The sequence below is a fragment of the Ectothiorhodospira sp. 9100 genome (assembly GCF_022227565.1).
Taxonomy (GTDB): domain Bacteria; phylum Pseudomonadota; class Gammaproteobacteria; order Ectothiorhodospirales; family Ectothiorhodospiraceae; genus Ectothiorhodospira; species Ectothiorhodospira marina.
Genome location: NZ_JAJNAN010000010.1, coordinates 1 through 21,948, shown reverse-complemented (window position 1 = coordinate 21,948; position 21,948 = coordinate 1). Strand labels below are relative to the sequence as shown.

At 60.7% G+C, this 21,948-nt stretch carries 17 protein-coding genes and 2 pseudogenes; 13 read left to right on the top strand and 6 right to left on the bottom strand.

What is annotated here, in order from left to right:
- Positions 1-223 precede the first annotated feature (223 nt).
- The 4 genes and pseudogenes from yidC to rpmH form a co-directional block, all read right to left on the bottom strand.
- Positions 224-1,894 (bottom strand): annotated as a pseudogene (gene yidC / locus LPW29_RS04960) (membrane protein insertase YidC); the annotation flags it as partial.
- The gene (gene yidD / locus LPW29_RS04955) at positions 1,887-2,138 is read right to left on the bottom strand and encodes a membrane protein insertion efficiency factor YidD (RefSeq protein WP_090255005.1); all 252 of its coding nucleotides are present in this window, start codon (positions 2,136-2,138) and stop codon (positions 1,887-1,889) included. The gene yidD and the pseudogene yidC, both read right to left, overlap by 8 nt.
- Entirely contained in the window at positions 2,114-2,578 is a 465-nt protein-coding gene (gene rnpA / locus LPW29_RS04950; protein ID WP_238627117.1) for a ribonuclease P protein component, read from the bottom strand. Before rnpA ends, yidD begins: the two co-directional genes overlap by 25 nt.
- The gene (gene rpmH, locus LPW29_RS04945) at positions 2,517-2,651 is read right to left on the bottom strand and encodes a 50S ribosomal protein L34 (RefSeq protein ID WP_082829751.1); all 135 of its coding nucleotides are present in this window, start codon (positions 2,649-2,651) and stop codon (positions 2,517-2,519) included. The genes rnpA and rpmH overlap by 62 nt, the downstream gene beginning before the upstream one ends.
- A 198-nt stretch (positions 2,652-2,849) precedes the next feature.
- On the opposite strand from rpmH, the gene dnaA reads away from it, so the two are divergent.
- The 13 genes from dnaA (at position 2,850) to LPW29_RS04880 (ending at position 20,813) form a co-directional block, all read left to right on the top strand.
- On the top strand, positions 2,850-4,268 hold the full coding sequence (gene dnaA / locus LPW29_RS04940; protein WP_238627116.1) for a chromosomal replication initiator protein DnaA: 1,419 nt from the start codon (positions 2,850-2,852) through the stop codon (positions 4,266-4,268).
- Positions 4,269-4,545: 277 nt separating this feature from the next.
- Positions 4,546-5,646, top strand: a complete 1,101-nt coding sequence (gene dnaN, locus LPW29_RS04935) for a DNA polymerase III subunit beta (RefSeq protein ID WP_238627115.1) — start codon at positions 4,546-4,548, stop codon at positions 5,644-5,646.
- A 2-nt stretch (positions 5,647-5,648) separates the two neighbouring features.
- Entirely contained in the window at positions 5,649-6,728 is a 1,080-nt protein-coding gene (gene recF, locus LPW29_RS04930; RefSeq protein WP_090255000.1) for a DNA replication/repair protein RecF, read from the top strand.
- Positions 6,729-6,846: 118 nt separating this feature from the next.
- Positions 6,847-9,270 carry a DNA topoisomerase (ATP-hydrolyzing) subunit B gene (gene gyrB, locus LPW29_RS04925; protein ID WP_238627114.1) on the top strand — a complete coding sequence of 808 codons (2,424 nt, stop codon included), beginning with the start codon at positions 6,847-6,849 and terminating at the stop codon, positions 9,268-9,270.
- A 129-nt stretch (positions 9,271-9,399) separates the two neighbouring features.
- A complete protein-coding gene (locus tag LPW29_RS04920; protein ID WP_238627113.1) occupies positions 9,400-9,972 on the top strand; it encodes a LemA family protein in 573 nt (190 codons plus the stop codon).
- 18 nt (positions 9,973-9,990) lie between these two features.
- Positions 9,991-10,887 carry an E3 ubiquitin ligase family protein gene (locus LPW29_RS04915; protein ID WP_238627112.1) on the top strand — a complete coding sequence of 299 codons (897 nt, stop codon included), beginning with the start codon at positions 9,991-9,993 and terminating at the stop codon, positions 10,885-10,887.
- Between the two features lie 158 nt (positions 10,888-11,045).
- On the top strand, positions 11,046-13,088 hold the full coding sequence (gene prlC, locus LPW29_RS04910; protein WP_238627111.1) for an oligopeptidase A: 2,043 nt from the start codon (positions 11,046-11,048) through the stop codon (positions 13,086-13,088).
- Positions 13,085-13,852, top strand: a complete 768-nt coding sequence (gene xth, locus LPW29_RS04905; RefSeq protein ID WP_238627110.1) for an exodeoxyribonuclease III — start codon at positions 13,085-13,087, stop codon at positions 13,850-13,852. Before prlC ends, xth begins: the two co-directional genes overlap by 4 nt.
- Positions 13,853-13,863: 11 nt before the next feature.
- Positions 13,864-15,327, top strand: coding sequence for a 4-hydroxy-3-polyprenylbenzoate decarboxylase (gene ubiD, locus LPW29_RS04900; protein ID WP_090254989.1), 1,464 nt, complete (start codon positions 13,864-13,866; stop codon positions 15,325-15,327).
- Positions 15,328-15,483: 156 nt separating this feature from the next.
- On the top strand, positions 15,484-17,115 hold the full coding sequence (locus LPW29_RS04895) for a methyl-accepting chemotaxis protein (RefSeq protein WP_238627109.1): 1,632 nt from the start codon (positions 15,484-15,486) through the stop codon (positions 17,113-17,115).
- 34 nt (positions 17,116-17,149) lie between these two features.
- Positions 17,150-18,640, top strand: a complete 1,491-nt coding sequence (locus tag LPW29_RS04890) for a sensor histidine kinase (protein WP_238627108.1) — start codon at positions 17,150-17,152, stop codon at positions 18,638-18,640.
- Positions 18,621-20,054, top strand: coding sequence for a sigma-54-dependent transcriptional regulator (locus LPW29_RS04885; protein WP_238627107.1), 1,434 nt, complete (start codon positions 18,621-18,623; stop codon positions 20,052-20,054). Before LPW29_RS04890 ends, LPW29_RS04885 begins: the two co-directional genes overlap by 20 nt.
- Before the next feature lie 348 nt (positions 20,055-20,402).
- Positions 20,403-20,813 carry a DUF4168 domain-containing protein gene (locus LPW29_RS04880; protein WP_238627106.1) on the top strand — a complete coding sequence of 137 codons (411 nt, stop codon included), beginning with the start codon at positions 20,403-20,405 and terminating at the stop codon, positions 20,811-20,813.
- 57 nt (positions 20,814-20,870) lie between these two features.
- Here LPW29_RS04880 and LPW29_RS04875 read toward each other — a convergent pair whose 3' ends face one another.
- Together LPW29_RS04875 and LPW29_RS04870 are read right to left on the bottom strand one after the other, a co-directional pair.
- The gene (locus LPW29_RS04875) at positions 20,871-21,431 is read right to left on the bottom strand and encodes a carbonate dehydratase (protein ID WP_090254979.1); all 561 of its coding nucleotides are present in this window, start codon (positions 21,429-21,431) and stop codon (positions 20,871-20,873) included.
- Between the two features lie 80 nt (positions 21,432-21,511).
- Positions 21,512-21,948: pseudogene (locus LPW29_RS04870) on the bottom strand (SDR family NAD(P)-dependent oxidoreductase); the annotation flags it as partial.

Below are 21,948 nucleotides of genomic sequence, written 5' to 3'. Positions count from 1 at the left end.
GTGCAGACTTGCTGGCAGGGGTTTTGGACGGCGTCGACTGTGGTTCGTCGGATGTCTGATTGGCCTGGGCGGACTCAGGTTCCGAGGTCGAATCCATACGGGTATCGGCAGAGGCTTCAGTCTCGGCCGGGCCTTGGCCGGGTTCATCAGCGGTTGCGCTGTCCGCATCGTCAGCGTTGTCGTCGGCATCCTGCTTGCGACGGGAGGCTTTGGGCGGACTGCCGCCGGGCTTGGCAGCCTCTGCCGCAATCTTGCGGGTGATGTAGTACTGCTGACCAATGGACAGGAGGTTGTTCGTCAGCCAGTACAGCACCAGGCCTGCCGGGAAGAAGGCAAAGAACACGGTAAAGATGATGGGCAGGGCCATCATGATCTTCTGCTGTACCGGATCCATGGGTGCCGGGTTCAGCTTGTACTGGGCGAGCATGCTGGCGCCCATGAGCAGGGGCAACACAAAGTAAGGATCCCGCACCGACAGATCCTGAATCCATAGGATCCACGGGGCCTGTCGTAGTTCGACACTCTCCAGGAGCACCCAGTACAGGGCGATGAAGACCGGGATCTGCACCAGGATCGGCAGACAGCCGCCAAGGGGATTGATCTTCTCCTTCTTGTACAACTCCATCAGCGCCTGATTCATGCGCTGCTTGTCATCCCCGAAACGCTCCTTGAGCGCCATCATCTTGGGCTGCACCGCACGCATCTTGGCCATGGAGCGATAGCTGGTGGCCGAGAGCTTGTAGAAGGCCAGCTTGATCATCAGGGTCAGGATGAGGATGGCCCAACCCCAGTTGCCTACAAAGTCATGAATGACGCGAAGCAACCAGAAAAGAGGTTTGGACAGGACCGTGAAAATGCCGTAGTCGGCGGTGAGTTCCAGGCCTTCGCGGATGTCCGACAAGGGACCCTGGAGCTTGGGGCCAATCCAGATCCGGGCATTCAATTCATCCTGAGCACCGGCCTCGATGGTCACGGGCTCGGAGCGCAGGCCGATGATGTACTCGGGCTGACCGCCTGAGGTCACCTCGCGGGCGTAAAGCAGATTCTCCTCGTCATCAAGGGGTACCCAGGTACTGAGGAAGTAATGCTCAATGACCGCAATCCAGCCTTCGGTGATATTGCGTTCGTTCACTTTTTCAGTGAGGTCTTCGAAGGCTTCCTTCTCGTAGCGCTCATCGTAGTAGGCGGCACCGGTGAAGGTGTAGAGGAACCAGGACTCGCGATCGGGTGTGGGGCCGTGGCGGAGTTGGCGATACTGCCGACCGGTCCAGGCCTGGTCACTGGCATTCTCCACCTGATGACTGACATCCACCAGGAAGTCGCCACGACGGAAGGTATAGGTCTTGGTGACCCGGATCCCTTCTTCGTTCTCCCAGGTGAGTGGTACGCGGAGCTCATCCTGACCGTCTTCAAGCTGATATTCGGTCTTTTCCGCCTGGAAGATGGCGTGATGGGACGGTGCCCGATCCGAGTGATCCACATTGGGCACACGGTCGTGAATCAGACCCGACTGAGCCACGTAGTCGCGGGCGCCCTCGTCCAGCAGTCGAACCGGATTATCCGGTTCCTGAAGGCTCACGGGATAGCTCGGTAGCTCCGCGCGGACCAGATCGCCACCCCGGGTGTCGATGAGGACATCCAGGGTATCGGTGGTCACCCGAACCTGCTGACGCTCGATGCCATCGACGTCACCGGCCTCCATGGGGGCATCTCGAGCTTCCGAATCGGGAGCCGCCGGCATGTCATCACGGGACTCGCCGGCTTCCTGATGCGTGGCATCGGAACGCTCGGGAGAAAATTCGGGCTGGGGACCGAAGTCCACGCGCCAGGCCTGCCAGATGAGGAACAGCAGGAAAACGAGGGTCAGATAGAGTATTGGACGGAGGTTATCCATGATTTCGCGGGGGTCGATGATGGCCGTGAGCGGGGTCCGGAACGGGATCATACCCGCCCTCGCACCAAGGGTGGCAGCGGCCGAGCCGCTTGATCGTCAGCCAGGAGCCATACAGGGCACCATGGCGTTCGATGGCTTCAATCCCATAGCAGGAACAGGTGGGCAGAAAACGGCAGTGTTGCCCGACGAACGGACTGAGCGTGTACCGGTAGACCTGGATCAGGAAGACGAGGATCTTTCGCATTGGATACTCATCCGTTGCCAGAGTCGGTCCAGGGCTTCACGCAGTTGTTCGTTGCTGTAGCGTTCGGCCCGGGGTTTGCAAAGGACCACGATATCGATGGCCCCCAGGGAATCCCGATGATGTCGAAACGATTCCCGGATCAGGCGTTTGATCCGGTTGCGTTGCGTGGCGAGCCGCACGTTGCGTTTCGCCACGGCCATGCCCAGTCGCGCGTTGTGCGGCGCGTCCGTGGGATGATGGCGCCAAAGTCCGGTAAAAGGCGCTTCAGAGATCCGACGTGCGCCCGCGAAAACCTGTTGGTAATCGCTGGCGCGGGTCAGCCTGGCGGCGCGGGGGAATCCCCTGTCTGCGGGCCTGCCGGCTGGCCGGGCCAAGTGATCAGGGGCAGAGACGGGCGCGACCCTTGGCGCGGCGCGCAGCCAGCACTTTGCGGCCGCCACGGGTCGCCATGCGGGCACGGAAACCGTGGGTGCGCTTGCGATGCAGATTACTGGGCTGGAATGTTCTTTTCATGATGGCGGACCCGATAGATTCTAATGAGTGAGTGGACGGAACACCCCATCCAAGGCGCGTAAAAGTACCCGCGATTACTGTGGGTGTCAATGTTCGCGGGGCATACGGCTTGACCAGGATGTGGAAAAAGGTGTGGATAACTCTTCGGCTGCCGGAGTAGACTGGCGCGTTTATCCACCCAGCCCTGGAGAATTACCCTTGGTCGGCAGCTCCCTTTGGCAGCAATGCGTCACGCGCCTGGAGGGCGAACTCTCCGAACAACAGCTCAACACCTGGATACGTCCGCTGCATGCAGTGGAGGAACCGGAAGTCCTGCGGTTGCTCGCGCCCAATCGATTCGTGCTGGACTGGGTGAAAGACCACTTTTTCGAACGCATCGATCAGGTGGTGAACGACACCTCCGGTGAGCACTCGGTGCGGGTGCATCTGGAAGTGGGCAGCAGCCAGCGCCCTGCTCCGGCCAAGGCGCCTGCCCGAACCTCGAACGCCCCTGGCGGCGCCGGTCAGGGCCATAGCCCGCATGGGGCCCGTAATACAGCCATGCGGCAACCGCAGCAGGAAGCAGCGCCGCAACCGGCAGCCAGTTCCCCTCAGTTCACGAATAATCTGAATCCTAATTTCACCTTCGAGAATTTCGTCGAAGGCAAATCCAACCAATTGGCCCGGGCGGCGAGTCTTCAGGTGGCCGGCAACGTGGGCATGGCTTACAACCCGTTGTTCCTGTACGGAAGCACAGGACTTGGCAAAACCCACCTCATGCACGCCATCGGTAATGCCATTCTGGCGCATCGCCCCGGAGCCAAGGTGGTGTATCTCCACTCGGAGCGTTTCGTGGCCGACATGATCAAGGCCCTGCAACACAACTCCATTGACGAGTTCAAGCGCTACTACCGCTCGGTGGACGCCCTGCTGATCGACGATATCCAATTCTTCGCGGGCAAGGAACGCTCGCAGGAGGAGTTCTTCCACACCTTCAATGCCCTGCTGGAGAGCCAGCAACAGGTGATCCTGACCTGCGATCGGTATCCCAAGGAAGTGGATGGTCTGGAAGACCGCCTCAAATCCCGCTTCGGCTGGGGGCTGACCGTGGCCATCGAACCGGCGGAACTGGAGACACGGGTGGCTATCCTCAATCGCAAGGCCGAGGAGGCTGGGGTGGAATTGCCCAGTGAGGTGGCCTTCTTCGTGGCCAAACGGATCCGCTCCAACATCCGTGAGCTGGAGGGCGCGTTGCGCCGGGTGCTGGCCAATGCGCATTTCACCGGCAGCGCCATCACCCTGGAGTTTGCCAAGGAAGCCCTCCACGACCTGCTCGCCCTGCAGGACAAGCTGGTCACCATCGACAACATCCAGAAGACGGTGGCCGAGTACTTCAAGATCCGCGTATCGGATCTGCATTCCAATCGGCGTAGCCGATCCATCACCCGCCCCAGACAGGTGGCCATGGCGCTCTCCAAGGAACTCACCAATCACAGCCTGCCAGAGATCGGCAAGGCCTTTGGGGGGCGTGACCACACCACGGTGCTGCACGCCTGTAGAAAGGTTCAGGAGCTGCGGGAATCAGACGCCCGTATTAATGAAGACTTCGTCAACCTGCTGAGAACGCTGACCAGTTGATCTGGCCAGCCGGACCGGAGACAGATGATCCGGTGTGGGCGGTGGGCAGGACTGTTGATAACCTGTGGGGCGGCATGGGGCAAAATCGGCTTCCTGAGTTATCCACATTCCCTCAACAGTTTGTGCGTGGCTTATCCGGTTGGCTGCGCACAGTCCCGAGGCCGTGCAAGTTCATGAAAAATATGGGTAACCAGAACGTTATCCAGACCAATACCGGTTGCTAATTATTATTACTAAAGTAAGTCTTTAAAAAGATCATTATTAAAGGGTCTCCCTGATGAAATTCAGCATAGAGCGCGAACGCCTGCTCAAACCCCTACAGCAAGTCGTCGGCGCCGTGGAAAAACGGCAGACCATGCCGATACTGAGCAACGTGCTTATCCGGGCGGAGACCTCCCGACTGGAACTGGTAGCCACCGACCTGGAAGTGGAATGGGTGGCCGACATGGAGCACTCGGTGGCCAGCCCGGGTGTGGTGACCGTGCCCGCACGAAAGCTGCTCGATATCTGCAAGGCATTGCCGGAGGGAGCAACCGTCGGGTTGCATCACGAGGGAGACCGGTTGCTGGTGAGTTCCGGACGCTCCCGCTTCACCTTGAGCACCCTGCCCGCCGATGACTATCCCTCCCTGGAAGAGATGCGTGCCAACCTCTCTCTGGAGGTCACGCAACGGGAATTATTGGATCTCATCGAACGCACCTCCTTCGCCATGGCGGTGCAGGATGTCCGGTACTATCTCAATGGACTGATGTTTGAGGTGGAACCCGGAACGGTTCGCACGGTGGCTACCGACGGGCATCGGTTGTCCCTGTGCGCCATTGAGTCGATCGTGGAGACTCAGGAGGGTCTGCAGTTGATCCTGCCGCGCAAGGGGGTGATGGAATTGAGTCGCTTGCTTGAGCGGGTGGATGACACGGTTCGCCTTGAGTTGGGGGCCAGCCATCTGCGAGCGGTATTTTCCGGGTTGCAGTTCACCTCCAAGCTGATTGATGGGCGCTTCCCGGATTACAAACGGGTGGTACCCGAAGATGATGGGCATGTGCTCAAGGTCGACCGGGAACTCCTCAAACAGGCATTGGGGCGCACTGCCATCCTCTCCAATGACAAAGTGCGTGGGGTGCGCATGGAATTGGGGGAGAACCTTCTCAAGCTGCAGTCACATAATCCGGAGCAAGAGGAGGCCGAAGAGGAACTGGAAGTGGAGTATGCGGGGCCCGCCATGGAAATTGGCTTCAATAGCACCTACCTGCTGGATGTGGTGACTCACCTGGAAGGCGAGATCATGGAGATCAAGTTCCGCATGTCCGGGGCCTCCATCGTCATCCGTGACCAGGTGATGCCCCGCGCCATTTACGTGGTCATGCCCATCCGTCTTTGAGGATGAGTCTCTCCCGGCTCGAAATCTTCAACCTACGCATCTTTGCAAGGGCCCGGCTCGATCCCGTGCCGGGCCTGAATCTCATCATTGGCCCCAATGCCTCCGGTAAGACAAGTCTGTTGGAGGGCATTCACGTGCTCGCCACAGGACGATCGTTTCGGACGACGCGCATTGAACACGTGGTCCATCGGGGTAGCCGGGAACTGATGGTCACCGGTCAGGTGACCTACCCTCACTCGGAAAAGATCCGTATGGGAATCCGCAAGGGGGCCTCGGGAACGCGTGGGCGACTGGCCGGGCGCACGGTTCGCTCCCAGTCGGAGTTGGCGCGGGTATTGCCGTTGCAGGTGATCCATCCGGACAGTCACGAGCTTCTGTCCGGCCCCCCCGCGGAGCGACGATCCTTTCTGGATTGGGGGCTGTTCCACGAAAAACCGGAATACATGAAAATTCTGCAGGGTTACCGTCGGGCCTTGAATCAGCGTAACGAGGCACTGAGACGAGATCTTCCGAACAGCGTTTTGAGGGGCTGGGAGCGGGAACTGGCGGAACGCGGAGAATCTCTGGATAACTATCGCCGTGGATACCTGGAACGCCTTTGGCCGGTGTTTGTGGGACTGCGGTGGCAGTTGCCCGACGTGGAGGGGATGACTTGGGAGTATCGCCGTGGTTGGAAAGAGGGAGTGAATTTGGGTGAGGCGCTGGCGTCTGCCCGGGATCGGGAGCGTTCGCTGGGATATACCCTGATGGGGCCACACCGGGCGGAACTGGTCCTGAGACGGGATGGGGTCTCGTTGGCCATGCAGGCATCCCGAGGTCAACAAAAGACGGCGGTGCTGTTATTGAGGTTGTCACAGGTGGCAGTCCATCGGCAGGTCACCGGGCGATCCGCGGTGGTGATGGTGGATGATCTGCCTTCAGAGCTTGATGCAGAGCGGCGGGAGGCTGCTCTGGACTTTCTGAGTGGGCTGGAATGTCAGGTGTTTGTCAGCGCCATCGAGGCAAAGCAGGTGCAGGGACTGGGGAACTGGTCAAGTCAGCGAATGTTCCACGTGGAACATGGCTCGGTCAGGGAGGCCTGACCCGAAAACGGCGCGATGTTCCACGTGGAACATCGTGGCCATCCTACCCTCCAACCCGGGGTGAAGCCCATCGAAGTGTTATAATGCCTGCTTCATTTCAGTCCACCGCAGGCAAAGCATGACCGACCTCACGCCTCCCACCTACGACTCCTCCAACATCAAGGTCCTCAAGGGCCTGGACGCGGTCCGCAAGCGCCCGGGGATGTACATCGGTGACACGGATGACGGCACCGGTCTGCACCACATGGTCTTCGAGGTGGTGGATAATGCCATCGACGAGGCCTTGGCCGGGCACTGTCACCAAATCGTGGTCACCGTCCACAGTGATGGCTCGGTGAGCGTGAGTGACGATGGTCGCGGCATCCCTGTGGACATTCATCCAGAGGAAGGCCGATCCGCAGCCGAGGTCATCATGACCGTGCTCCATGCGGGCGGCAAGTTTGATGACAACTCATACAAGGTATCCGGGGGGCTGCACGGCGTGGGCGTGTCGGTAGTGAATGCCCTCTCCGAGGTTCTGGAAATGACCATCTACCGGGGTGGTCAGACTTTCCGACAGACCTACCACATGGGCGTCCCAGAAGCACCTCTCAAACCGGTGAGTGAGACTCAGAAAACAGGTACGCTGATCCGCTTCAAGCCCAGCCCCGAGGTCTTCGGTGATACCGAATTCCACTACGACATCCTCTCCCGTCGCCTGCGCGAGTTGTCATTCCTTAACTCGGGTGTGCGGATCGAGTTGGTGGATGAGCGAGATGAAGGCAAGCAGGACATCTTCGAATATCAGGGCGGGATCCGGGCCTTTGTCGAGCATTTGAACCGAAACAAGACCCCCTTGCACCCCAACGTGATCTACATGGACGCTGATCGTGACGGACTGGGTGTCGAGATCGCCCTGCAGTGGAATGACTCCTACCAGGAAAATATCTTCTGCTACACCAATAACATTCCTCAGCGCGATGGGGGGACCCATCTGGCGGGGTTCCGCTCTGCCCTTACCCGCACGCTGAATCAGTACATGGACACCGAGGGCCTGCTCAAGCGCCACAAGGTAAACCCCACGGGAGACGATGCCCGTGAGGGCCTCACTGCGGTCCTCTCCGTCAAGGTGCCCGACCCCAAGTTCTCCTCCCAGACGAAGGAGAAGCTGGTCTCATCGGAAGTGAAGGGTGTGGTGGAGTCGGTCATGGCCGACGCGGTGCACAACTTCCTCCTGGAGAGTCCTGCCGAGGCCAAGATCATCACCGGCAAGATCACCGATGCCGCCAGGGCGCGGGAAGCTGCCCGCAAGGCCCGGGACATGACCCGCCGCAAGGGCGCGCTGGATGTGGCTGGCTTGCCTGGCAAACTGGCTGACTGCCAGGAGAAGGACCCTGCCCTTTCCGAACTGTTCATCGTTGAGGGTGATTCCGCTGGCGGTTCTGCCAAGCAGGGTCGCGATCGTCGCACGCAGGCCATCCTGCCCCTCAAGGGGAAGATCCTCAATGTGGAGAAGGCCCGATTCGACAAGATGCTCTCCTCCGCCGAGGTGGGCACCCTGATCACCGCGCTGGGATGTGGAATTGGCAAGGATGAGTTCGATCCGGATAAGCTGCGCTACCATCGCATCATCATCATGACCGACGCCGATGTGGATGGCTCCCACATCCGTACACTGCTGCTCACCTTCTTCTACCGTCAGATGCCGGAACTGGTCGCGCGGGGGCATATCTACATCGCTCAGCCACCGCTTTACAAGATCAAAAGGGGCAAGCAGGAACTTTACGTCAAGGATGAACTGGAGATGACCAACCTGTTGCTGAATCAGGCCCTTGATGGCGCCAAACTGCTGGTGCACGAGAACGCCCCGCCGGTCAGCGGCGAGTCCCTGGAGGACCTGGCGCGACGTTACAACAGCGTCATGGCGGCAGTGCAGCGCCTCGGTCGACGTTATGACCGTCACCTGCTCGAGCGAATGGTGTTCTCTTCGCCCTTGTCCGATGAACAAAGAGCCCATCGCGACCAGCTTGAGGCCTGGTTCAATCATGTGATGGATGGCTTGCAATCGGATGCCGCTGGGGCCACCCAGTACCGGATGGAAATTCACGACGATGATCGGGGCGGCTACCAGGTGCACGTGGTGCGTCTGATGCATGGTGCCGAGATTCGGGATGTCTTTGGCGTCGACTTCTTCGAGTCGGCCGAATTTCGCCTGTTGCGCAGCCTGGCGGAACGCCTGGATGGTCTGCTGGATGAAGGGGCCAGCATCCAGCGAGGGGAACGGCGTCAACCCGTGAGCAGTTTCCGGCAGGTCATGGACTGGCTGATGGCCGAGGCTCGCCGGGGGCTGGCGGTACAGCGCTACAAGGGCTTGGGTGAGATGAATCCCGAACAACTTTGGGAGACCACCATGAACGCCGAGACCCGGCGCCTGCTGCAGGTTCAGGTCGAAGATGCCATCCGCGCCGACGAAGTCTTCACCACCTTGATGGGGGATCACGTGGAGCCGCGCCGGGAGTTCATCGAGGCCAACGCGCTCACCGCCTCCAATCTGGACATCTGATGGTCCCCTGCCCTCCCATGATCGAGGCGATCATGGGTGGAAAACAGCCGATCCGCAGGGCGACATCCCGCTGCGGCCTGGGGCACAATGGTCCCCAGGCGCTTCCACCATCCGACTGAGGTCAATGTCATGGATATCGGCGGTTATGTCATGTTGGGCATCTTCTTTCTGATCGCCCTGTATTCGGTGCTCATTTACAACAACCTCGTGAACCTCAAGCACGCGGTCTCCAAGTCCTGGTCCAACATCGAGGTGCTGCTCAAACAGCGCTACGACGAGTTGCCCAAGCTGGTGGAAGTCTGCCGCCAGTACATGACCTATGAAAAGGAGACCCTTGAGCGGGTCATGCGTGCCCGCTCAGCGGTGAATGCCGCACAGCAACAAGGTGACATGAAATCCCTGGGCGAGGCCGAAGATGGTCTGCGTATTGGTCTGGGCAACCTGTTTGCCGTGGCCGAGGCCTATCCGGACCTCAAGGCCGATGAAAGCTATCGCCATCTGCAGACCCGGATCAGCGGCCTGGAAAATGCCATCGCTGACCGACGCGAGTATTACAACGAGAGCGTGAACCGTAACAATGTGCGCATCGAGCAATTCCCGGACCTGGTGATTGCCCACCTGTTCCGCTTCGGTCCCTTTGATCTCCTGGAGTTCACCCGTCGCGAGACTCAGGACGTGGATGTGCGGGCCTTGTTCAACTGATCGCGGGCCTTCGCTCCAGTGCTGGATCCAGGCGAATTCTGGCTCCTGGCGACCTTGCTGGGTGCCACCCTGTGCCTCTCCCTGTTCGGGTTCATCCGTGGGGCCACCCGCAAGCGCCTGATCGCTGATACGCCCACCTCTCGCGTTCGTTCAGCCGCCCAGGGCTACGTGGAACTCATGGGTCAGGCCCGCCTCATGGAAGGCGCTCCCATCATTGCCCCACTGACCGGTACCCACTGCGCCTGGTATTCCTATCGGATCGATCGCCGCGACCGCAGCGGCTCCGGGCGCCAATCCCGTCAGCGCTGGACCTGTGTGGATCAGGGGACCAGCACCGATCTCTTCTATCTGGAGGATGAAACCGGTCAATGCGTGGTGGACCCGGAGGGGGCGCAGGTGGTCCACGTGCATCAGGACCGCTGGCATGGAGACTCACGTCGACCATTGGTGGGGCCCAAGGGCGGGGGGACCTTTCTGGGTGCCGGACGTTATCGCTATATCGAGAGTCGTTTGCATCTTGATGATGATCTCTACGCCATCGGTTATTTCCGCAGTCACGTCACCGGAGATGAAACCACGCTGAGCACCGAGGTCGCGCGGATCCTCAGGGAGTGGAAAAAGGATCCCGCCGCCCTCGCCCGCTTCGATGCCAACAAAGACGGAGAGATCTGTCTGGAAGAGTGGGAGGCCGCCCGGCAGGCTGCTACCGATACGGCCCTGATGCAGCGTGCCGAGCGCGCCATGGCACCCGCAACGCACCTCTTGAGTCGCGGCCCCGATCGTCGCCGGCCTTATATCCTGTCGGCCTTGCCCGAGGACCACCTGGTTACCCGGTACCGTTGGATGACCCGTTTTGGGGGACTTGGTTTCCTGCTATCCATTGGCGGCCTTGCCTGGCTGTTGCTCACGACCTGAGATGAGATCCCCGCCATCCGCCATCCGCCATCCGGCATGCGTATCGCGCATTGAAAAGGGTGATTTCAGGGGGCGACGGGGGATGACACGACGACTGCGCTCAGAAGCGAATTCGCGTGTTACATTAATACTCTGACCCTATCTTGATCCGAGCCTTCATGAATAATCCCCTTTTGCAGATGAGCGGGTTGCCCCCGTTTCCCGAGATCCTGCCGGAACACGTGGAGCCGGCTGTGGACCAGGTGCTGGCGGAAAATCGCGAGGCCATGAATGCCCTGCTGGATCAGTCGGAGCCATTCACCTGGGACAATTTCATTCATCCCCTCGCTCTGCTGGAAGACCGACTCAACCGAATCTGGTCACCGGTGCGCCACATGAATTCCGTGGTGAATTCCGAGTCTCTCCGTCAGGCCTATAATGCCTGTCTGCCCAAGCTCTCCGACTATGCTACCGAGATGGGGCAGAATGTCCGGCTGTTTCAGGCCTACCAGAGTATGGCCGAAGGTCCGGGGTTTGCTGACCTCTCTCCCACGCAGCAACGGGTGATCACCAACGCCCTGCGGGACTTCCACCTGAGCGGTGTGGACCTGCGAGATGAACAGAAGGATCGTTACAAGGAGATCGCGCAAGGGCTCTCTCAGTTGACCTCACGCTTCGAGGAGAATGTCCTCGATGCCACCCAGGCCTGGCAGCGCCATGTGCCCGAGGAAGCCTCACTGAAGGGCCTGCCCGAGTCGGCCATGGATATGTTGCGGCAGAACGCCCGGCAGCGCTCCCTGGAGGGGTGCCTGATCACGCTCGAGTTTCCCTCCTACTATGCCATCATGACCTTTGCCGACGACCGGGAGCTGCGTCGCGAGGTGTATGGTGCCTACGTCACACGGGCCTCGGACGAGGGCCCCCACGACCGGAAATTCGACAACTCCGAGGTGATGGAGCGCATTCTGGCCCTGCGGAACGAACAGGCCCGACTGTTGGGTTATGACAATTATGCCCAACTCTCCCTGGCCACCAAGATGGCCGAATCCCCGGAACAGGTGGTGGGATTCCTCACGGATCTGGCCGAACGGGCACGTCCCGCCGCCGTCCAGGAACTGGAGACCCTGAACGAGTTCGCCCGGGAGCATCTGGAGCTGGAAGACCTGCAGGCCTGGGACCTGGCCTATGCCTCGGAGAAACTGCGCCAGCATGCCTACAACCTCTCTCAGGAAGATCTCAAGCCCTACTTCCCGGTGGATCGTGTGTTGCAGGGGCTATTTGATCTGGTGGAGCGGTTGTATCAGGTGCGCATCCATCAGGAGACGGGTGTTCCCGTGTGGCACGAGGAAGTGCGTTTCTACGAGATCCAGGACCCGGACGGTACCCCGCGGGCGCGCTTCTATCTGGACCTGTACGCGCGCAGCCACAAGCGAGGCGGCGCCTGGATGGATGAGTGCCTGAATCGCCTGCGCGATGGTGATGATCTGCAGTTGCCGGTGGCCTACATGACCTGCAACTCTACGCCGCCCGTGGGTGGCAAGCCGGCGCTGTTCACCCATGATGAAGTGCTCACCCTCTTCCATGAATTTGGTCACGGGCTGCATCACATGCTCACGCGGGTGGATTGCCCGGATGTGGCCGGCATCAATGGTGTGGAATGGGATGCCGTGGAATTGCCCAGTCAGTTCATGGAGAACTGGTGCTGGGAACGGGAGGCCCTGGACATGTTCGCTGCCCATCACGAAACGGGCGAGCCCTTGCCTCAGGACCTGTTCGACAAGCTCCTGGCCACCCGGCACTTCCAGGCCGCCATGCAGATGGTTCGGCAACTGGAGTTTTCCCTGTTTGATATGCGCCTGCATGCGGAATACGATCCGGATCGGGGGGCACGCATTCAGGAGATCCTCGACCAGGTCCGTGATCAGGTGGCGGTCATGAAGCCACCCGCCTTCAATCGTTTTCAGCATGGGTTTTCGCATATCTTTGCCGGCGGGTACGCGGCGGGTTATTACAGCTACAAATGGGCCGAGGTGCTCTCTGCCGACGCCTTTGCCCGCTTTGAGGAAGAAGGTTTGTTCAGTCCCGGCGTGGGCCATGCCTTTCTCACCGAGATCCTCGAGCAAGGTGGATCCCGCCCTGCTCTGGAGCACTTCAAGGCTTTTCGGGGAAGGGAACCCGATATCGAGGCCCTGTTGCGTCATTCGGGGCTGGCCGCGGCATGAGGATCGCCACCTGGAATGTCAATTCCCTGAAGGTGCGTCTGCCCCATGTACTGGACTGGCTGGAGCAGCAGCGTCCCGACGTACTGGCCCTTCAGGAAACCAAGCTCATTGATGAGGCTTTCCCGGTGGAGGCGCTGTCGGAGGCGGGCTATCAGGCCGTGTTTGGGGGGCAGAAGACCTATAACGGCGTGGCCCTGCTCTCACGGAAGGCGGCCATGGACCCGGTGACCGATCCCCCCGGCGTGGAGAGCCCGGATCGGCGCATCCTGGCCGCCACCGTGGACGGCGTGCGTGTGATCAACCTCTACGTGGTCAATGGCTCCGAGGTGGGGTCCGAAAAGTATGTCTACAAGCTGGAATGGCTGCGTCGGGTCACCGAGTTTCTGCGTACCGAGCGGGATCGGCATGAGCATGTGGTGGTGCTGGGTGATTTCAACATTGCCCCCGAGGATCGCGACGTCTACGATCCTGAGGCCTGGCACGAGCGAATCCTGTGCTCCATACCTGAGCGGGAGGCGCTCAAGACCCTCATGGATCTGGGTTTCGTGGATGTCTTCAGGCGTTTTGATCAGCCGGATGCGAGTTATAGCTGGTGGGATTACCGGGCCGCCCGTTTCCGCCGCAATCAGGGGCTGCGAATCGATCTGATCCTGGCCACAACCGCCCTGGCCGGGCAGTGTACCGCCAGTACAATCGATGTGGCGCCACGAAGACTGGAGCGCCCCTCCGACCATGCGCCCGTCGTTGCCGACTTTCACCTGTAGACCGGACCATCATGAAATATCGTGACCTTCGCGAGTTCATCCAGGGCCTGGAGGCCATGGGCGAATTAAAGCGCATCCAGACGCCCGTCGACCCGCGCCTGGAGATGACAGAGATCTGCGATCGCACGCTCCGCGCCGAGGGCCCTGCCCTGCTCTTCGAGAACCCTACCGGACATCGCATGCCGGTGTTGGGCAATCTCTTTGGCACCCCCCGCCGGGTGGCTCTAGGCATGGGCGAGGATTCTGTGGAAGCCCTGCGCGAGGTGGGCAAGTTGCTGGCCTTCCTCAAGGAACCCGATCCGCCCAAGGGGATCAAGGAAGCCTGGAGTACCCTGCCTGTCTTCAAGAAGGTGCTGGACATGGCGCCCAAAAAGGTACGTCACGGGGTGTGTCAGAGCGTGGTCAAGAAGGGGGATGAAGTGGACCTTGGAGAACTCCCCGTGCAGGTCTGCTGGCCGGGGGATGCCGGTCCCTTGATCACCTGGGGTCTGGTGGTGACCCGCGGCCCCCACAAGGAACGTCAGAACATGGGGATTTATCGGCAGCAGGTGATCGGTCGCAACCGGGTGATCATGCGCTGGTTATCCCATCGCGGGGGCGCCCTGGATTTTCGGGAATGGCAAAAGGCCCACCCTGGCAAACCCTTCCCGGTCTCCGTGATCCTGGGTGCCGATCCTGCCACCATCCTGGGGGCCGTCACCCCGGTGCCCGATACCCTCTCGGAGCATGCCTTTGCGGGTTTACTGCGGGGTTCCCGCACGGAACTGACCACTTGTCTGGGCAATGATCTGCAGGTGCCGGCCACCGCCGAGATCATTCTGGAGGGCGTGATCCATCCGGATGACATGGCACCTGAGGGGCCATTTGGCGACCATACCGGGTATTACAATGAAGTGGACAGCTTTCCGGTGTTCACCGTGGAACGCATGACGCATCGCCCGGACCCCATCTATCACAGCACCTATACGGGTCGGCCACCGGACGAGCCGGCCATCCTGGGCGTGGCCCTCAATGAGGTGTTTGTGCCCATCCTGCGAAAGCAGTTTCCCGAGATCGTTGATTTCTATCTCCCGCCGGAGGGGTGTTCCTACCGTCTGGCGGTGGTGAGTATCCGTAAACAGTATGCGGGCCACGCCAAGCGGGTGATGCTGGGCGTGTGGTCCTTCCTGCGTCAGTTCATGTACACCAAGTTCGTGATCATCGTGGATGATGATGTGAATGCGCGGGACTGGAAGGACGTGATCTGGGCCATGACCACCCGTATGGATCCCGGTCGGGATACGGTCACTATCGATAATACCCCTATTGATTATCTTGATTTTGCCTCTCCTGTCTCCGGCCTCGGTTCCAAAATGGGTTTTGATGCCACCAACAAGTGGCCTGGAGAGACTCAACGGGAGTGGGGTACGCCCATCGTCATGAGTGACGAGGTGAAACGACGGGTTGATGAGATTTGGGACGAACTGGGCATCTAGCCGACCGGTGTGCTTTGCACATAGGGGTACTGGGGGTAAATTGAGGTGAATCAAACCCTACAGGCCTGACGGTATTGGCCGATACTGAACTCGCAGGGAGGCGCCCGGCAGGCGCCCCGTGTTTTCCTCATCACGGATCTCGCCATGACACAACGCATGCTCCTTATGACCGGCCTGGTGGTACTGTCCGGATTGCTGGCCCTCAGTCTCGTGTGGTTGCTGGGGCCCGGGCCGGGATCGGCCATCCTGGCTTCCGTGCTCGCCACCGGCGGTGCCGTGGCGGTGATGGACAGACTGCAAGTGGCACCCCGGGAACGGAACCTGGAGGCGCTGTACACGCGCTGCCGCTCCCGCACCCCTACCCCACTGGGTGATCATGATGATAGCCGGGTCAAGATCATCGCCCAGGCCCTGGATCAGCAAGGTAAGCTGGCGGGGCGATTGGCCGATACGGGATCGCGTATCGCCGTTTCCGCCGCGGAGGTGTCCCACGCCTCGGTCACCCTGAAGCAGCGGGTTCACTCCCAGGTCTCCACCGTCAATGGTATTGCTGATGCCTCCGGGCAGATCTCCGCCACGGTGCAGACCTCCGTGGAGAGTTCAGAACAGGCAGCCGAGAGCGCTCGTCTGACCAACGAGGCCAGTCACGACGGTCATGCCTGCGTGGAAGACGCCCTGAGTCATATGGAGGAGATGAAGGCCCGCATGGAGCAGGCCTCGCAACTCATGTCCCGTCTCGAGGGCCGGGCTGGCGAGATCCAGCGCATCACCCAGGTGATCAGTGGCATTGCCGAACAGACCAATCTGCTGGCCTTGAATGCGGCCATCGAGGCCGCCCGAGCCGGTGAACAGGGACGGGGGTTCGCGGTGGTGGCCGATGAGGTGCGCAGCCTGGCCAACCGTACCTCGCAGGCCACCGGCGAGATTGGCCAGATGGTGCAGGAGATCAATACCGAAACCCACCAGGCCGCCTCCACCATGCAGCAGTTGGTGGAGTCAGTCCAGGGCAGTGCCGATCGCACCGTGAAGGTGGATCAGCACCTCTCTGACATCCTCAATCACTCTGCCAATGCCGATAATTGCATCCAGACGGTGGTCAGTGGCGCCGAGCAGAACCATCAACATCTCGATGAGGTGACCCGGGCGATTCAGACCGTGAGCAGCCATCTACGGGAGACGGAGGATGATGTCAGTCATTTGTCCGCGCAGGCGGAACAATTGGCGGAACGGGCAGAACTGATTTATGAACTCCTGGGGGATGTGGGACTGGGAGGCCTGCATGATCAGGTGCGCCATGAGGCGGAACAGGCTGCTGCCGCTGTGGGCCGTGCCTTCGAAGCGGCGGTGGATGCCGGGCGCATTCGCCTGGAGGATCTCTTCGACCGCAACTACAAGCCGATACCGGATACCGACCCGGTAAAGCACAAGACACGCTTTGACGATTTCACCGATCAGGTGCTGCCAGCCATACAGGAGCCCATCCTGGAGCGCCATCGCTTTATCGCCTATGCCGGTGCTGTGGATGATCGGGGCTATTTCCCCACCCATAACCGGCGTTATGCCAAGGCCCTGACCGGCGATTATGAGAAGGATCTGGCCAATAACCGCACCAAGCGCATCTTCAAGGACCGCACCGGATCCCGCTGCGGTTCGCATCAAAAACCCTATTTGTTGCAGACTTACAAGCGGGACACCGGAGAGATCATGCATGATCTCTCCGTGCCCATCTTCGTCAAAGGACGTCACTGGGGTGGTTTTCGTATCGGGTATCATGATCAAAGCGGCTAATCGCGTCGCCTGAATCCACCACCCGGCCATTGCCATGAAACTTCCTGGGTATCCTTACAGCCTGCGGGCTGCCCTGCTCGCCTTTGTGCTCGCCCCCTTGCTGATCATCGTGCTTCTGGCGGGCTGGTCTGGCCTCAAGACCCTCGAGTCGCACATGGAAACGCGGATGCAGCACGATATCGAGCTGGTGGCACGCGCCATTCATCTGCCCCTGAGCGACGCCCTCTCCCGTGGCGAGCGGAGTAATATCCAGCAGGCCCTGGATTCCGCCTTTCGCATCGATCAGGTCTACGGTGCCTACGTTTATGATCACCAGGGAGAACTGGTGGCAGCCAGTGGCCCACGCAGCCCGTCCATGGATCGTCGGCGGGATGCCCGTCTTGCTACGGTAACGGGTACCCATGGCGCCTGTGACGATCGGAGTGGCCAGGAGATCTACTCCTTTTTCATGCCCCTGAGCGATGCCGGTGGCCGTATCAACGGACTGCTCCAGGTGACCCGCCATGGTGGTGATTTTCATGACGACCTGACGCAGGTGCGCTCCCGCGCCCTCACCGCCCTGGGGGTTCTCAGCCTGCTGTTCATTACGGTGGTGGTGTTCGGTCATCAACGAGCGGTGGGGCGTCATGTGAGCCGCCTGGTCAATGCCATGGCACGGGTGGGTCAGGGAGATCGTCAGTTACGGGTGACGGGTGCCGGGCCGCGGGAGTTGAGAGTGCTGGCTGAGGCCATGAATCGAATGCTGGATAACATGGATCGCTCCAATGCCGAGCTGGAGACCCAGCGCCGCCATCAGGCAGCCCTGGAGGAACGCCTGCGCCACTCTGAAAAGTTGGCCGCGATCGGCCAGCTGGCGGCGGGGGTGGCCCATGAGCTGGGTTCCCCACTGGGGGTGATCAACGGACAGGCCCAACGGGCCCTGCGTCGGGTGGAGGCGGACACGCCGCAGGCCCGGGCCCTGGCTGAGATTCGTCAGGAAGTGGGCCGGATGGACCGAATCGTGCGCCAGTTAATGGATTTTGGCCGTAGAAACCCCCCTCGCGTGCGCGATGAACCTGTGCGTCGACTGGTCAGTGCCGCGTTGAGCCAGGTGCAGGATGAGGCGCGGGCACGGGGCACTGTCCTGACTCTGCTCAATCCGGAGGATGGCCCGGTGATCCCCATGGATCGAGCGCGGCTGGAACAGGCCCTGACGAACCTCCTGCGCAACGCCATCCAGGCCACGCCCGGCGGACAGGTCCAGGTGAGCTGGACATCGGCGCAAGGGCGTCTGGCACTGGTGGTGGAAGATGATGGACCGGGCATCGACCCGGACCATCGCTCACGATTGTTTGAACCCTTCTTTACCACCAAGTCCGTGGGCAGCGGCACGGGTTTGGGATTGGCGGTGGCCCATGGTGCCGTCACGGAGCACCATGGCGAGATCCACGTGGGGGAAAGCCCCCTGGGTGGGGCACGGTTCGTGCTTCATCTACCCCTCAATGTCGTGGCAACCGAAGGCAATGATGACCCAGACCTCCAATAACAACCTTGAGCAGATCCTGGTCGTGGAGGACGATGCCTCCCATCGTGAGCTGGTGGTGGAAGAACTCAAGGATGCCGGCCTGAATGTGTTCGCCGTGGGCGATGCGGAGGCGGCGCGGGCGCATCTGGAAACCGGGCATATCTCGCTGGTCCTCAGTGACCTGCGCCTGCCCGGGAACGATGGCCAGGACTTGCTCATACAGTGCCGTCGCCTGCCCATGCCGCCGTCGTTCATCATGCTCACCGCGTTTGGCACCATTGCCCAGGCGGTGGAGGCCCTCAAGCAGGGAGCCGACGATTTTCTCACCAAGCCGGTGGATCTGGATCATCTGGTCATCTCCGTGCGCCGTGCCCTGCGCACCCGCCGATTACAGGCCGAAGTGGCCCGCTACCGCGAGCTGCTGGAGGCGGATGATTTCCATGGCCTGATCGGCAGCAGCCCGGCCATGCAGGCCCTGTACGAAAATGTGCGTCGACTGGCACGTGCCTCCGGACCGGTGCTGGTCACCGGGGAGTCGGGCACCGGCAAGGAACTGGTGGCCCGGGCCATTCACGCCGAGAGTGATCGCGCCGGTGGCCCCTTCGTGGCTATCAACTGCGCGGGCATACCCGGCGAACTCATGGAAAGCGAGCTCTTTGGCCATGCCGCCGGAGCCTTCAGCGGGGCGCAGCAGGCGCGTCGAGGCCTCTTCGCCGAGGCCCATGGAGGCACCCTGTTGCTGGACGAGATCGGCGAGATGCCCATGGCCATGCAGGCAAAGCTGCTGCGCCTGCTTCAGGATGGCCGCGTGCGCCCGGTGGGCAGTAATCAGGAAAAGGAAACCAATGTGCGCGTCGTGGCGGCCACCAACCGTGATCTTGGGCCCATGATTGCCGATAATTGTTTCCGCGAGGACCTGTTTTATCGCCTGGAAACCTTCCGCCTGCATGTGCCGCCGCTGCGGGAACGGGGTGATGACATCGAACGCCTCGCGGCGCGTTTCCTGGCCCGTTTTGGAGCGGCCATGGATCGTCCTGTGGAGGGCATCACCCCCGAGGCCATGCGCGCTCTGCGCAGCTACTCATTCCCCGGCAACGTGCGGGAATTGACCAACCTCATCGAGCGGGCGGTCACCTTCTGTCGTGGCACCGAGATCCAGTTGGCGGATCTCCCTGAACGGCTTGATGCTGCACGCACCGAATCAGGTGCCGGTGCCGCGGCCACCCAATTGTGGTCGGAGGAGGACACCCACATGCCTACCCTTCAGGAGATCGAGGATCGCTACATCCGTTGGGTGCTCGAACGCCTGGATGACAACAAGCGCCAGGCGGCCAAGGTGCTGGGGATCGGTCGCCGCACCCTTTACCGAAGGCTGGGAGATGGCGCCCAGGATGACGAGGCGGACATGGACGCTCAGGCATTTCCGCGCACGTAGCATGGTGGCGCATGTGCCATCCTGACTCACCCTCAGCGGGGGGCATGGCAGTGTCGTAAGAGAATTTCGTGAACGTGAAAGCACCCAGGTTCAGCTACGGAAGCTCCCTTCTCCCCCTTGGGGGAGAAGGGCTGGGGATGAGGGGGTGGGGGAGGCACTGTGCCAGCCCTCACCCCAACCCCTCTCCCCTGAGGGGAGAGGGGCTCGTATTGTATCTTTCATCATCGGGGGTGCCTCACCACCGTGATGTATGAGAGTTAGGGTAGAGGGCTACGGTCTCGGCATGGCTTTCCTGGCACGGAATCTGCTTATCCAAGACGTAACGCTAATTTCACCAGGAGAAACCGCATGAAACATCATCCCCTTCGCACCCTTTCCCTCACCGTGGCCATCGCCGGCCTCTTGGGCCTGGGTAGCCACGCCATGGCCCAGCAGCAGGGTGATTTCCAGGGCCAGCAGCAACAGCCCCCGGGCATGGACCAGCAGCAGGCTCCCCAAGTGGATCCCCAGACCCTGGACCGTTTCGTGGATGCCTTTGTGGCTGTGCAGCATATCCGCGATGACTTTGCGGAGCAGCTTCAGGATGTGACGGATGAAGCCGAGGCCCAGTCCCTGCAGCAGGAGGCCCAGGAGGAAATGATCAGCGCCGTGCAGGACGAGGGCATGAGCGTGGACGAGTACAATCAGGTCGCCATGTCCCTGCAGAACGACCCCGCCATGCTTCAGCAGGTCCAGGAGATGGCCGCCGAACGGATGTAATGGTCGGATCCTGACGCCCGTGCCTCCCGGTGCAGGCCGGGGGGCCGGCTTTCCTTCTCAGAGTTCGTTCTGTATGCGTTTGTAGCCCTGTACCAGGCCTACATTGGTCTGGGCCACATCCTCCGAGAAACTTGAAGCATCCGCTGTGACCGCCTCGATGCTCGCCAGGTCGGTTTCGGAATGGATATTGCTGGTGGACGGGATATAGAAGGATTCCGGCACCTGACAGTCTTCCACTACTGAGTTATGGCGGATGACCGATCCCCCTCCCACCGAGCAGTTGAACAGGACCGTGTTAAAGCCGATGAAGACCCGGTTCCCTACCTTGCAGGGGCCATGGATGATGGAACGATGGGCGATGGAGGTATTTTCCCCAATCTCGACCCGGGCACCGGACTTGGAGTGGATGACGACCCCGTCCTGAATATTGGAATTATCACCGATGATGATGGGTTCCAGTTCACCCTGAGCGTCCAGTTCATCGGCCCGGATGACGGCATAGGGACCAATGAACACATGCTCTCCAACCACCACCTTGCCACAAAGGATGGCTGTCGGGTCCACGAATGCAGACTCGGCCACTTGGGGCAGATGCCCCGTGGGGTTCTTGCGTATCAAGGCAGTGCCCTCATGTCAGTCTCAAAAAAGTGGCTCATGCTGCCACCGTCGCGGGCACAAGGCAATCGTGCTTGCGCGTGTCATCCGTGGGTGTTGCGACGGCTGATGCGGTAAGGAGTGACCTCGGCATCATCAAGTGTGTCATCGCCTTGTTCGACCTTGAGTGATGCCCGGATGCCGGCTTCCATCCGCGGATAATGCAGATCCACCCCAAGATCCACCAGACTGCGCCCCGCCACGACGACCCGGGACTCACGCAGGAAGGACATCATGCCCGGACTGAGCACCTCTTCCGCTTCCGCCATGCTCACGCAGGGGGGACGCGGGAGGTCTGCAGCATCTGCCACGGCATAGACAAAATCGGTCATGGAGCGGTGGTCGCTGTCCCCCACGTTGTAGGTTTGTCCTTCCGGACCATGATCCAGAGCGGCTGCGCACAGCGTGGCCAGGTCATCAGCGTGAATACGATTGCCCGGACCGGCGTCCTCGGGGCAGATGACCGGCTCTCCTGCCTGCG